Below are 13520 nucleotides of genomic sequence, written 5' to 3'. Positions count from 1 at the left end.
AATATTTCTGGTTAGCGCACAGTCGCACTGGCCAATAATCTTTGGATCTGTTGCTGAGCAGAATCTAGGTTCTCGTTTGCCGCTTCACTCCCCATATTCAGCGCTTCCGCATATACAAATTCAACCTCAGTCATTCCCAAAAAGCCCAGCACCGTTTGCAAATAAGGCGTAATCTGATCTGTTGCTGTCCCCTGATGTTTACCACCACGGGTGGTGACCACAATGACACGCTTACCAGTCAACGCTCCAACAGGACCTTGCTCGGTATAGCGAAATGTCACACCCGCTCTAGAAATAAAATCAATCCAACTTTTCAGTTGAGCAGGGATCATAAAGTTATACATGGGAGCCGCCATGACCAGGGTGTCACTTTGCTGAATCTCGGCAATTAACTCATCCGACAGAGCTAAAGCTTGCTGCTGCCTTTGAGTCGGGGCATCGACACCACCAAACCCTTGGACTAACTCGCCATCTAACATAGGAATGGGTGAAACTGCTAAATCTCGCTCGATGAGTTCAGCATTTAGCTCGCTAAACGCATGCTTAAATAGGTCTACAAGTTTATTTGATTGTGAATACTCACCTAAAATGCTCGACTTTAATAACAATACTGATGACATGTTTGACTCCGTAAGTTCAATCTCAATTGATAGTCATCAGTTTAAGAAGCAATTAAAACGAAAAAAAGCAGATAAAATACGACAAAAGGTTCGTAAAAATCGAATGGTTTTGAGTGATAAGCGTGAATCAAAGAAATGAAATTACCCAAGCCAACTTATTGAAATCGTCTTAAGCGGGCATAAATAGTCCTAATGAAATCGAACAAAAAGTAGCAAATTATATCCGTCGCTTACTGAAATATAGACCTTCAAACTCTGCACATAGCTCGCCTTTACAAAATAATGAAACGCGCAACAATACTTTTTTATGGCCACTGGACGTCTCCTGCCACGAGCCAGCCGGCCAGATAACCTGTGCTTCTACATCAGCATTTACCGGTTTTAAATAACGAATGTTGGCATCTGCCAGTACAATATCTCCATCCACCTGAGCTAATGCTTGTTGCAACCATACCATTCCCCAACCTGTCAGGGTCATGATGGTATAAATGCTACCGGCAAACATGGTTTGATGTAGGTTTACATTGGGTACTAATGGCGCGGTTACTGTAAACTCGTCACCATTGAGCTGCTGTACCAATCGACTTGGCGTAACGCCCATAAATTCACTTACGGGTATTGTTTGGTGCCAAGTCTGCTTTAGTTTTTCAAGGAGCGGGGCGATTTGCATGCTTATCTTGTCATACCTGCAAGTGGAACGTGACGGGGCCATCGTTGATCAGCTCAACTTGCATGTCTGCTGCAAATTGGCCGCATTGAGTATTCACCCCTTGCTGCATGCAATAATCAACAAAACTTTCATATAATGTTTCGGCAAGTTGAGGCGTACCTGCACCAGAGAAACTCGGTCTGAGCCCACGGCCGGTATCCGCAGCAAGTGTAAATTGCGAGACGACAAGGAGCTGTCCACCAATTTGGGCAACATTTAAGTTCATCTTGCCTTGCTCATCAGCAAACACCCGATATTTCATCACTTTATTGGCCAGTTTCTTCATCGACTCCACATCATCATGCTGTTCCACGCCAAGGAAAACCAGAAGGCCTTGATTGATAGCGCCAACCATCTCGTGATCTACTGTAACTGACGCGCGCTTTACTCTCTGAATTAATGCAATCAATGCAATGCTTCCTGTTGGTATTGATTGGAAAACATGAACTCCCCCGTTCAAGCAGGATAATGTTATATCGGTTGTTTTGGTTTCATGACTGGAATAGGTTTGATCACCTGCCCAAGCTCTTTTGGCAAACCATTCGCCACATGCTCAATGCCATCCGAGGTCCACAATAAGAATTTACGGATTTCTTCTAACTCAATCGACAGATTAAAGCTTGCGGCTGTTTGCAGCTGCACAACTGTACCTTTTTGCCGAACCACAAACTTAGCAAAATTCAATTGTTGATTCAAAGAGCTAATCAGAATATAGAGTTGATCAGAATTCTGAACTTTAGGATGCACCGCGTAAAAACGGTTCACCAAAATTCGATTAAATCCCGTTTTATCTAACTGTGTTTCTAGCAAAAACTGATGCTTACCAAATTGTACAGCGACACCAGAATCTTTGACAGATTCAACCAAGTACCCCTGTTTCAGGAGCGCTTGAAATATGGCCGTATTAGCTTGCTGGGTATCGAGCCCGCCGAGCTCAATTGCAATCGCGGAATGATTCGACTGAGGGGTCTTTGACTCTGTGGTTGCGCACGCTGAAAGACTGAACAACAAGCTTAAAACGATTAACACTCTCATGGGTTTTCCTTAGCTAGGCCGATAAACAAAGTCCTCTAGAGTCTGTTGAACGGCATGACACATCGCTTGATTGTCTAAGGAGTGGTTGCCTCCTAGAACAAGGTGATACTTTATCTGAGTGTTACTGAACCTATGCTGATACGATTTGACAAATTTGTACGGGCATACCCAGTCATTTTCGCCCTGTAACAGATATGTGGGCGCTTTAATTTTGGGCGTAACTTTGGCAAGCAGTCGCTCTGCATCGAAGTAATCATTCAAAGCAAAGTGCAACTCTGTTTTCGCTAAATCTTCTGCCCGCTGTTCATCAACGAACCTTAAAAAGCGGTCAGGCAACGCAAGCCTCGCCTCCCATTTTATCCATCGGTGGATAAAGTGCTGCTTAACACTGGGATCTTGGTGATGCATTCCTTGATGATAGAGCTGAAACAGTTCTACTGTTGAAGCTTGTACCCCTATCCCTTGGCTGAAACGTCGGTATTCATTCGGAAACTCAAGTGCTGCACCTTGCTGCCCATAAAGCCATTGCACAGCATCTTTTGAAGGAATAAAAGCCCCCCAATAGACCTGAGACTTAACACGCTGGGGATATAGGCCACTGTAAATCAAGCCCAGTGTTGCACCGAAAGATCCTCCAGCCATATACCAGGAGTCAATATTTAACCATTGCCGCACTTTTTCAATATCTTCTAGAAGTGCAGTTAAATTGTTATCTTGTAGACATCCTTGGGGCAACGAATGACCACAGCCCCTTTGATCGAGCAGTAGTACGCGATAACGATTCAAGTCGAATAGCTTAAGCTCTTCTAAATAACAGCCTGCACCGGGCCCACCATGTAGATACAAAATCGGCACCCCCTCGGGATTGCCAAATTGCGCGAGATAGATTTTATGAGTGCCATCAACACTAAGCCTGTCATGGCGGATCAGCGCATTATCGCTCATGTATATCCTTTACACAGGGTTAGACCCACTGTCTTCGCTCTCGCCCGCTCCCTTGGTATCGTGGGGCGTATTTTGTCGACCATCAAGGTATTCAGGCATTGCTGCCGTAATTTCTGCGCCTAACAAAACAATCATCCATGATAAATAAACCCAGACGAACAGTATCGGGATCGTGGCCAATGCGCCATAAATTGCTTCATAACTCGGAAAATGAGTGACGTATAAAGCAAAGCCCTTTTTTCCAGCCTCAAACAATGAAGCTGAGACCACAGCCCCTAACAAAGCGTGCAATAGCTTCACTTTTTGGTTTGGTACCACCATATACAAGAGCAAGAATGCGGCTAATGAAAACAGCATCGGGAGCCGCTGAATAATGAAAGGACCGACACCTGATAGGCTGGGTTCATCAAAAATGGATAGGGTGACCAGATATGATGTCGCAACTAAACTTGCCCCCACAAGTACTGGGCCCAAGGTGAGTACCATCCAATACATTGAAAAGGACACCACAATTTGACGTTTTTCTTTGGTTCGCCAAATATTATTCAAAGCCTTATCAATCGCTGAAATCAAGAAAATTGCGACGATCACAAGCGCAGCAACACCCACAGCGGTTCCTTTAGACGCATTACTGACAAACTCATTGATATAAACCTGTACCGTGTCACCAGATGCAGGCAGAAAGTTCTCATAAATAAACGATTCAATTTGCCCTCGTATTCCCTTAAACACAGGAAACGCTGAGAGCATCGACATGGTGACTGCCACCATAGGAACCAAGGAAAGCAAAGTAACATAGGCAAGATGACCGGCTCGAATATTAATTTGGTCTTGACGCACGCGCCGCCATAGGTGCTTACAAAAGTGCCAGCAACCTTGGGTGAGTCGGCTAAAATATTGGCGGTCATACTTCTCAATCATCATGGGTGTTTATCAACTCTTTTCAAATAACAGCGACTCAGTTCATCTTGGCTTGCCCATATGCTAACAACCAAAAGCACGCATTAGTGATTGTATGCATGGGATAAAGCAAGCACCTATTTGCTCTGGTAGTGACAAAGCATATTGTTTTCATTTGATAACTTCGTACAATAGCTTAACTTAATCCTATAACTATAAAAACAAATAGGTAACCCAATAAGGAGTGTTTTGATGTCGCAACAAGGCTCTGCAGGCAATGTACTTGCCGCTATCGCTAGTTTGTTTTTCCCAGGTCTTGGTCAACTGGTTCAAGGCCGTATTCTCGCCGCAATTTTATTTTGTATCGTCACGATTGTGGGTTATGCCATGTGGTGGCTGATTTTCCCCGCGATAATCGGTGGTATTGCCCATATCTGGGCAGTTATCGACGCGGCAAAATTTCGCGCCGAATAAACTTGCCCGGTGAACTCCACACCGCTCACCTGATTACGCATAAGGCTAAAGTTATGAAAAAGTACATCGCCCTATCACTCGTTGCCGGTAGTTTGCTACTTGGCGGCTGCCAAAGCGCCTACTATGGTGCTATGGAAAAAGTGGGTTACCACAAGCGCGACATTATGGTTGACCGTGTTCAAGATGCCAAAGAATCTCAGCAAGAAGCACAAGAACAATTTAGCTCAGCACTTGAAGAGATGCAGGCTCTGCTCAACCATGACGGTGGCGACTTACAAAGTGCTTATAACAAAGCCAAAGACGAATATGAATCTGCTCAGGGTGCAGCGGATGATGTCACCAAGCGCATCAACAAAGTTGAAGATGTTGCAGAAGCTCTATTTGATGAATGGCAAACAGAAATTGGTGAGATTAGTAAAGCAAGCTTACGCCGCAACAGCGAGTCGAAGCTAAAGCAAACCCGCCGTTCTTACAGCAAGTTACTTTCGAGTATGCGCCGTGCTGAAGATAAGATGCCACCTATTTTGACGGCAATGAAAGATAATATGTTGTATCTAAAACATAACCTCAACGCCCAAGCCATTGGTGCGATTAAAGGTGAGTTTTCTAGTTTGCAAACTGATATCTCTTCGCTCATTCGTGAAATGAATCGTTCAATTGATGAATCAACGAAATTTATTGAGTCATTAGAAAGCGGTAAGTAATCGGCTGCTTGGTTCCAAAAAAAAGCCCGCATGATGCGGGCTTTTTTGTGAATATATAAATAGACGTTTAGTCTTTTGGTGCACGGCTCGCGCGTTTACGCTCACTTTCAGTAAGAAGACGCTTACGAACACGGATGTTCTGTGGCGTAACTTCGACGAGTTCATCATCATCGATAAACTCTAGTGCTTGCTCTAACGTCATTTGAATATGTGGTGTTAGCACTTGCGCTTCATCAGTACCAGAAGCACGCATGTTCGTTAGCTGTTTGCCTTTCAAACAGTTCACCGTCAGATCATTTGCACGCGCATGAAGACCAATCACTTGCCCTTCATATACTTCCGCGGCATGGCCAATAAAGAGGCGGCCACGATCTTGCAAACCAAAGAGTGCAAATGTAAGAGCTTTACCCGTTGCATTTGAAATCAAGACGCCACGCGCACGTTGACCGATATCACCACCCTTCACAGGACCATAATGGTCAAATGTGTGATAGATAAGACCGGTACCAGATGTTGCGGTCATGAACTCAGTTTGGAAACCAATTAACCCACGGCTTGGAATAACAAAGTCGATACGGACGCGGCCTTTACCATCAAGCTGCATATCTTTCATGTCACCCTTACGTGTGCCTAGCTTTTCAATCACAGTTCCTTGATGCTCTTCTTCCACATCAACGGTCAGTGTTTCAAAAGGCTCACACATTTGGCCATCAACTTCTTTAACGATAACTTCAGGACGTGAAACGGCAAGTTCATAACCTTCGCGGCGCATATTCTCAATCAAGATACCAAGGTGTAACTCACCACGGCCTGATACGCGGAATCGATCTGGACTATCGGTTTCTTCGACACGAAGTGCGACGTTATGAACAAGTTCTTGCTGTAAACGCTCTAGGATATTACGTGACGTTACGTATTTGCCTTCTTTACCGGCAAATGGTGACGTGTTGACTTGGAAAGTCATCGTAAGTGTTGGCTCATCAACAGAAAGCGGCGGTAACGCTTCAACAGCTGTTTGCGCACAAATGGTGTCAGAGATTTTCAGCTCACCAAGACCAGTGATCGCAACGATGTCACCGGCGTTCGCTTCTTCAACTTCATGACGATCAAGCCCCATATAACCGAGAACTTGGCCCATCTTACCGTTACGAGTTTTACCATCAGCGCCAACAATGGTGACCTGCTGATTGGTTTTTACGCTACCGCGTTTGATGCGGCCAATACCGATAACGCCTACATATGAGTTGTAATCGAGTTGCGACACCTGCATTTGAAAATCACCTTCTGCATCCGCATCTGGTGAGCTCACTTTTTCCACAATCGTTTGGAAAAGTGGCGTCATATCTTCACTTTGCTCATCTGGGTCAAGCGTAGCAAAACCATTAAGCGCTGAAGCATATACAATAGGGAAATCCAATTGCTCGTCGGTCGCACCTAAATTATCAAATAAGTCAAAGACTTGATCAATAACCCAATCAGGGCGTGCACCAGGACGGTCAATTTTGTTAATGACGACAATTGGCTTCAAACCTTGAGCAAACGCTTTTTTGGTTACAAAACGCGTTTGTGGCATTGGACCATCTACAGCATCAACCAGCAGCAATACTGAATCAACCATAGACAGGACACGTTCTACCTCACCACCAAAGTCGGCGTGACCCGGTGTGTCTACAATATTGATACGGTAGTCGTTCCACTTAATGGCAGTGTTCTTTGCCAGAATTGTGATTCCACGTTCTTTCTCAAGATCATTAGAATCCATCACCCGCTCAGCGGCCTCGCCTCGACTTTCAAGGGTTCCTGACTGCGCCAGCAACTTATCAACCAAGGTTGTTTTACCATGGTCAACGTGTGCAATAATGGCGATGTTACGTAAATTCTCTAGCACCGGATAAACCTCTTACCATTGAACAAAAATATAGGGACTGACAACGACATTTTAGCTGTCGTTGAAATAAAAAGCGTGCCATTCTACTCTAGCAAACACATATCGCACAGGATTATTTTTTAGACACTTGTAAATAATGCTTTGCAACGCACATTGCACCACAATGAACATTGCACCATTATGGCGCGACACTAGCACCAATTTGGTGCAAAAAGGTTGTACAGAAGGAAGGCAAAGTCTTGCAATACCTTATACATCAATCATATAAAAAGTTGGCACAAGTCTCGCAAATAACTTGCTCCAAATCCTGAGAATCGATTACCTTGATGCAAGGCCAATCGAATAGATGTGTAGTCTAACTTGGCCTTGGTCAAAAATGCATCACAAAATATCGTTATAAAGATTAAAAATAAGGGCAACCCCTTACCCTACGCGGAGGCAACATAATGTCAGTTGAACAGGTTTTACAGCAACTAGAAGAGCTGGAAGTCAAATTTGTTGATTTACGTTTTTCAGATACCAAAGGTAAAGAGCAACACGTTTCAATCCCTGCTCACCAAATTGATGCTGATTTTTTCGAAGACGGAAAAATGTTTGATGGTTCTTCAATCGTCGGTTGGAAAGGTATTAACGAATCAGACATGGTTCTTATGCCAGATCCATCTACATTCGTCCTTGATCCGTTCACTGCTGAAACTACAGCGAACATTCGTTGTGACATCCTTGAGCCAGGAACCATGCAGGGCTACAACCGTGACCCTCGCTCAATCGCGAAGAATGCTGAAGAGTACATGCGTTCTACTGGAATCGCTGACAGTGTCTTCATTGGTCCTGAGCCAGAGTTCTTCCTATTTGACGATGTGCGCTTCGGTACTGACATGTCTGGTTCCTTCTATAAAGTTGATTCTGAAGAAGCAGCTTGGAACTCAGGTAAAGAGTATGAAGATGGCAACACTGGCCACCGTCCTGGCGTAAAAGGCGGTTACTTCCCAGTTGCACCGGTTGATTCTTCACAAGATATCCGTAGTGCAATGTGTCTTGTTCTTGAAGAAATGGGACAAGTTGTTGAAGCGCATCACCACGAAGTTGCAACAGCTGGTCAAAACGAAATTGCAACACGTTTCAACACACTAACATTGAAAGCTGATGAAGTACTTACCCTCAAGTATGTTGTACACAATGTTGCACATGCCTACGGTAAAACAGCGACATTCATGCCTAAGCCTGTTGTGGGTGATAACGGTAGCGGTATGCACGTTCACCAATCACTAGCAAAAGATGGTGTAAACCTATTTGCTGGTGACAAGTACGGCGGACTAAGCGAGACAGCGCTTTACTACATCGGTGGTATCATTAAGCACGCTCGTGCAATTAACGCATTTACGAACCCTTCAACAAACTCGTACAAGCGTCTAATTCCACACTTTGAAGCCCCTGTAATGCTTGCTTACTCAGCTCGTAACCGTAGTGCGTCGATTCGTATTCCTGTTGTACCTACACCAAAAGCTCGTCGTATTGAAGTTCGCTTCCCTGACCCAATGGCAAACCCATACTTAGCATTCTCTGCAATGTTGATGGCTGGCCTTGACGGTATCCAGAACAAGATCCACCCTGGCGATGCGATGGACAAAGATCTATATGACCTACCTGCTGAAGAAGCATTGCAAATCCCTACGGTTGCAACTTCTCTACAGAATGCACTTGAGTCATTAGATGCAGACCGTGAGTTCTTAACTCGTGGCGGTGTATTCAACGATGACTTCATCAACTCATACATTGAGCTGAAGAACGCTGATGTTGAGCGTGTAAACAACACGACTCATCCATTAGAGTTCGAAATGTACTACAGCCTATAATTTAGCTGCCTCATAAAAAAAACCGCCTTTAGGCGGTTTTTTTTATGGCCAATATTGGGTGTTCACGGATAAGTGATTCACCCAACCTGTCATCTATTCATCAAGCATGCCACGCGCACGCAAAATGGCGGTTTTGAAATCTTCTTCGTAATCTTTTGCGATCCCTGGGATTAACTCATCCTCAGCTGAATTACGCATTTTTAGATGATAAAAAAGAACATCGTCATTTAGCTCTTCTAACTTCCCAGAAAACTTTGCTTCTTCTGCCAGCTTCTGTAAAAAATCCACTAGGTTGATTTCTGGCTCTTTTAGCCACTCTTCCTGAAGTAACTCAATCAATTCATTTACGCGATGGGTATGCATGTGATCACCTTTATAAACGACAGCAATTAGATTTGTGACTTCAAATTATCCTTCCCTATCGCATTTATCAAGCAATATCCACACCTTTTGCATGAGTATTTGTCATCCTCGAGCTTTGATAGCAATTCGGGATTTGGATCACTCTCGATTCAGTGACAGTACTACAGCCATAAAAAAGCCCAAGCAAATGCTTGGGCTCATAGTGTGCTTTAGTTTATTAAATTATCTCATTGAGTTTATGACTCATTTTGAGCGACATCTTGAAAATGGGTTGTGCGGTTGCGGCCCGCTATTTTGGATGCATAAAGTGCTTGATCAGCTTGCTCAACAAAGTCATCAACCAGCAATTTAGTTGGGCTCGCTTCACTTAACGTCGCCACCCCTATGCTCACCGTGACAGGACAACCAAAATCAACCGCTTCTATTTTTTTACACAGCCGCTCTGCGGTTCTATTGGCCCGCAACTGGTCCGTTTCTGGCAACACAATAACAAACTCTTCACCACCGTATCTCGCAACTAGATCACTATCACGCGCCTGCGCCTTTAAATGAATAGCTAACTCTTTCAGGACTTGATCCCCTTTGTTATGACCATAGGTATCATTAATCTGTTTAAAATAATCAAGGTCGAGCAGCAATATGCTAATTGGTTTGCTTTTTGCGGTGAATAGATCCAACAAATTGGTCAATTTGTCGAAAAATACACGACGATTGAACAAACCAGTTAAACTATCCGTATTCGCTTGGGTTGCTAACAATTCATTGACCTGTTCTAGCATCTTTTTCTGGCCGATAATTTCATTTTCGTACCGCTTCCGCTCGGTTATATCAATAACCGCGCTAAGCACCCAGCTTTGTCCCTCAGCCTTGACCGAGTTTAGCCCAATTTCAACAGGAAACTCCTCTCCTGATTTTTTCCGGGCAAATAACTCACGGCCCGCCATAATCCTGCTATCCAAATTACGCATAAACTGGTTACGCATGCCTGCATGACTGCCTCGCATCGATAGCGGCAGCAATATCTCTAACTTTTCTCCCAACAACTCATCACGGCCATAGCCAAACATGCGCTCGGTTTCTTGATTGACAAGTTCAATATCGCCGTTTTCGTTAATCATGATGATACAAGCGGGCGCGACTTCCACCACTTGAGCCAAAATGGCTTCTGCCTTCTTTAACTTTTGATTGGATAACGATAACTCTTGCAAGGCCATATCTTTGGTGATTTCAGTGCCAATCCAGTTGGTCATTAACTGCAAGGCATCAATATCAATTAAGTCAAAAGGCTTGTGTGATGGATTGGGACTAGAAAAGTTTAGCGTGCCATAGACTTCATCATTCACCATGACTGGTGCACCAATATAGCTCTCTAAACCAAAATCCTTATAGGCAGGGTGAGTTGCAAAATCGCTTTGGGCGACATGCTCAAAGCCAACAGGTCCTTTGGCTGTCAGTGCGCGAATACAATATGTTCGTTGCACAGAAAAGCAGTCACCGTTACTCAATGGGACACCTTCAGGCGCAGTATGGTATAGGATTTTGTATTCATCACCGACGACATGGGACAGAATACCGATATCTAAGCCAAATCGCTGACACCCGAGCTGAAGCAGACGCTCTATACGTTGTTGCAGGCTTTGTTCATATGAAGAGGTAATCGCATATAATGAGCGAATAACCTGTTCGTTTTCCGTCATATCCCTTAACGATGCAAGCTGTGGTGCATATTCCATTGGTAAACCTGAGTTTCAGCGAGTTAATAGTTGAATATAGCCAAAATAAGTAAAAAATCAAATCTGCAGACCGTAACAACACCGGCTAGAATACGGTATTAAGGCTCATAAAATCAGAGCCTTAATACTGCTAAGAACACTACTTTTAAGAAGAAGACTGACGTAAATCTTGAATAACCAACCCATCGTTGGGTAACTCGCCAATTTCAAAAGACTGTACATCACCATTGAGCTTGGTCACCGCTTTTAGGGTTTGTTGCACAGCAAGCTTCTGAGGCGCTTCCAATATCGTCGATGACTCACATTTCAGCGTCATCACATCTTGATGGTTACTACTGGCCACCTCTAGGCGAACTTTTGCCATTTCGGGGTGCGCTAAGCGCACCTTCTCTACTTGTTCTGGGTGAACAAACATCCCTTTGATTTTAGTGGTTTGATCTGCACGACCTTGCCATCCTCGAATACGCATATTGGTTCTGCCACAAGGACTCGCTTCCGTTAAAACAGAAGATAAGTCGCCGGTAGCAAAACGAATAAGCGGATAATCCAAATTCAAACTTGTGACAACGACCTCACCAATTTCACCGACGGCGACAGGCTGTAAACTGCCAGGACGAACGATTTCAACAATAATATCTTCTGCGACAACTAAGCCTTGGTCCGCAATCGTCTCATAAGCAATTAAACCTAAATCTGCGGTCGCATAGGCCTGCAAGGTCGCAATTCCGGCTTCCTTAAATTGCTGACGAACCGCTGGAAAAAGTGCCTCCCCCGTCACCAATGCTTTGGTCAACGAGGACACATCCCGCTGCTGCTCTTTTGCTTTATCCAGCAGAATTTTTAAAAAAGATGGCGTACCACAGTAGCCCTGTGGTTTTAAATCTTCTAGGAGATCAAGCTGTTGTTCTGTTTGGCCTGGCCCAGCCGGAATAACCATACACCCACAAGCTCTTGCGCCAGAGTCCATAATAAAGCCGCCAGGTGTGAGGTGATAAGACAAACAGTTCTGCACCATATCACCTGAACGAAAACCCGCAGCATGAAACGCACGTCCCATGCGCCACCAATCTTGGGTCGTATTTTCAGGATCATAAATTGGGCCAGGAGATTGGAATATACGCTCAATTTTACCTGAGTCAGAATTAATGCCAGCAAAAGGCGGCATGGCTTTCTGCATCGCAATTAAATCAGATTTTCGAGTAATCGGTAGTAAGGCTAAATCTTCACGATTTCTGATTTGAGTGGGGTCAAAATGGGCCAGTAGATCTCGATAATATGCTGACTCTTGTTTCGCATAACTAAGCAGCCCACCAAGTCGAGCCATTAAATCTAGCTCTCGACAGTGGGTATCTTGGTTTTCTCTTAAATCAAAAAAATCACTCATCGACTATCCTTCCCAATTCAGCCACAACACTTGCAAGATCATTCACTTCTAAGGTTTATAAACAACACTTACAACCAACGCTTACGACGCTTATACGATTTCAAATTTTTAAAGCTCTTGCGGGTTTCATTTCCTCCCCCCAAATAGAACTCCTTCACGTCTTCATTATTAAGCAGCTGCTCTTTAGTACCATCGAGCACAATTTTTCCGCCTTCCATGATGTATCCATAATCTGCGGCTTTCAGAGCGTAGTTAGCGTTCTGCTCAACTAGAAGCATGGTAATACCCTGCTCTTTATTAATTTTTTCGATAATTCCAAATACTTCTTTAACGAGCAAAGGAGAAAGGCCCATGGACGGCTCATCTAAACAAATCATTTTGGGTCTTGCCATCATTGCACGACCGATTGCAAGCATTTGCTGTTCACCACCAGAAAGGTAGCCAGCAAGTCCTGTTCGCTCTTTGAGACGTGGAAAATATTGAAATACCATTTCAATATCTTGATTGATTTCATTATCACTCCGCGTATAGGCACCGAGCTTGAGGTTTTCAATCACGGTCATATCTTCAATAATTCGACGACCTTCCATAACTTGGAAAATGCCATCACGAACAACGTCTTCAGCACTTTTACTGTCAATACGCTGACCCATAAAGCTGATATCACCTTTGGTCACTTCACCGTTTTCAGTTTTAAGAAGGCCAGAAATTGCTTTAAGCGTGGTTGATTTACCTGCACCATTTGGACCTAACAAGGTAACAATTTGGCCTTGGGGAACATCAATGCTGACTCCCCTCAATACTTGAATCACTTCGTCATAGACAACTTCAATATTGTTAATTGACAATACAGGGGACAATTCTTCTAATTTTGCTGCAGCTTCGGCCATAAATACTCCGACAATCCTT

At 44.0% G+C, this 13520-nt stretch carries 14 protein-coding genes; 3 read left to right on the top strand and 11 right to left on the bottom strand.

Features of this window, described 5'->3' with window-relative positions; all coding sequences use genetic code 11:
* Nucleotides 1–11: 11 nt before the first annotated feature.
* The 6 genes from IEY18_RS10190 to IEY18_RS10165 form a co-directional block, all read right to left on the bottom strand.
* Nucleotides 12–620, bottom strand: a complete 609-nt coding sequence (locus IEY18_RS10190; protein ID WP_188920416.1) for an FMN-dependent NADH-azoreductase — start codon at nucleotides 618–620, stop codon at nucleotides 12–14.
* Nucleotides 621–837: 217 nt separating this feature from the next.
* On the bottom strand, nucleotides 838–1290 hold the full coding sequence (locus tag IEY18_RS10185) for a thioesterase domain-containing protein (RefSeq protein WP_188920414.1): 453 nt from the start codon (nucleotides 1288–1290) through the stop codon (nucleotides 838–840).
* A 10-nt stretch (nucleotides 1291–1300) separates the two neighbouring features.
* Nucleotides 1301–1738 (bottom strand): D-aminoacyl-tRNA deacylase, encoded by a 438-nt coding sequence (dtd, locus tag IEY18_RS10180; RefSeq protein ID WP_188920412.1) that lies wholly within the window; start codon nucleotides 1736–1738, stop codon nucleotides 1301–1303.
* Nucleotides 1739–1800: 62 nt separating this feature from the next.
* Complete coding sequence (locus IEY18_RS10175; protein WP_188920410.1) at nucleotides 1801–2364, bottom strand: hypothetical protein; 564 nt, start codon at nucleotides 2362–2364, stop codon at nucleotides 1801–1803.
* Between the two features lie 9 nt (nucleotides 2365–2373).
* Nucleotides 2374–3309, bottom strand: coding sequence for an alpha/beta fold hydrolase (locus IEY18_RS10170; RefSeq protein ID WP_188920408.1), 936 nt, complete (start codon nucleotides 3307–3309; stop codon nucleotides 2374–2376).
* A gap of 9 nt (nucleotides 3310–3318) precedes the next feature.
* Nucleotides 3319–4230: a virulence factor BrkB family protein gene (locus IEY18_RS10165; protein WP_188920581.1), complete on the bottom strand. Its 912-nt coding sequence runs from the start codon at nucleotides 4228–4230 to the stop codon at nucleotides 3319–3321.
* A gap of 231 nt (nucleotides 4231–4461) precedes the next feature.
* Here IEY18_RS10165 and IEY18_RS10160 point away from each other — a divergent pair, with 231 nt between their 5' ends.
* Both IEY18_RS10160 and IEY18_RS10155 read left to right on the top strand, forming a co-directional pair.
* A complete protein-coding gene (locus IEY18_RS10160; protein ID WP_188920406.1) occupies nucleotides 4462–4683 on the top strand; it encodes a hypothetical protein in 222 nt (73 codons plus the stop codon).
* Nucleotides 4684–4736: 53 nt separating this feature from the next.
* Nucleotides 4737–5387, top strand: coding sequence for a DUF2959 domain-containing protein (locus IEY18_RS10155; RefSeq protein WP_188920405.1), 651 nt, complete (start codon nucleotides 4737–4739; stop codon nucleotides 5385–5387).
* A 67-nt stretch (nucleotides 5388–5454) separates the two neighbouring features.
* Here the strand turns inward: IEY18_RS10155 and typA are convergent, their stop codons facing one another.
* Nucleotides 5455–7275 carry a translational GTPase TypA gene (gene typA / locus IEY18_RS10150; RefSeq protein WP_188920403.1) on the bottom strand — a complete coding sequence of 607 codons (1821 nt, stop codon included), beginning with the start codon at nucleotides 7273–7275 and terminating at the stop codon, nucleotides 5455–5457.
* A gap of 446 nt (nucleotides 7276–7721) precedes the next feature.
* Between typA and glnA the strand changes: the two genes are divergently transcribed.
* Entirely contained in the window at nucleotides 7722–9131 is a 1410-nt protein-coding gene (gene glnA, locus IEY18_RS10145) for a glutamate--ammonia ligase (RefSeq protein WP_188920401.1), read from the top strand.
* A 93-nt stretch (nucleotides 9132–9224) separates the two neighbouring features.
* Here glnA and IEY18_RS10140 read toward each other — a convergent pair whose 3' ends face one another.
* The 4 genes from IEY18_RS10140 to IEY18_RS10125 form a co-directional block, all read right to left on the bottom strand.
* Nucleotides 9225–9494 (bottom strand): YihD family protein, encoded by a 270-nt coding sequence (locus IEY18_RS10140; RefSeq protein WP_188920399.1) that lies wholly within the window; start codon nucleotides 9492–9494, stop codon nucleotides 9225–9227.
* Nucleotides 9495–9730: 236 nt separating this feature from the next.
* Nucleotides 9731–11227, bottom strand: a complete 1497-nt coding sequence (locus tag IEY18_RS10135; protein WP_188920397.1) for a diguanylate cyclase — start codon at nucleotides 11225–11227, stop codon at nucleotides 9731–9733.
* Between the two features lie 145 nt (nucleotides 11228–11372).
* On the bottom strand, nucleotides 11373–12611 hold the full coding sequence (locus tag IEY18_RS10130) for a phenylacetate--CoA ligase family protein (protein WP_188920395.1): 1239 nt from the start codon (nucleotides 12609–12611) through the stop codon (nucleotides 11373–11375).
* A gap of 68 nt (nucleotides 12612–12679) precedes the next feature.
* Nucleotides 12680–13501, bottom strand: coding sequence for an ABC transporter ATP-binding protein (locus IEY18_RS10125; protein ID WP_188920392.1), 822 nt, complete (start codon nucleotides 13499–13501; stop codon nucleotides 12680–12682).
* Nucleotides 13502–13520: the final 19 nt, after the last annotated feature.

Origin of the sequence: Shewanella gelidii, assembly GCF_014647855.1 — a bacterium.
Classification (GTDB): Bacteria; Pseudomonadota; Gammaproteobacteria; order Enterobacterales; family Shewanellaceae; genus Shewanella; species Shewanella gelidii.
This window is presented reverse-complemented; position numbering and strand designations above follow the sequence as displayed.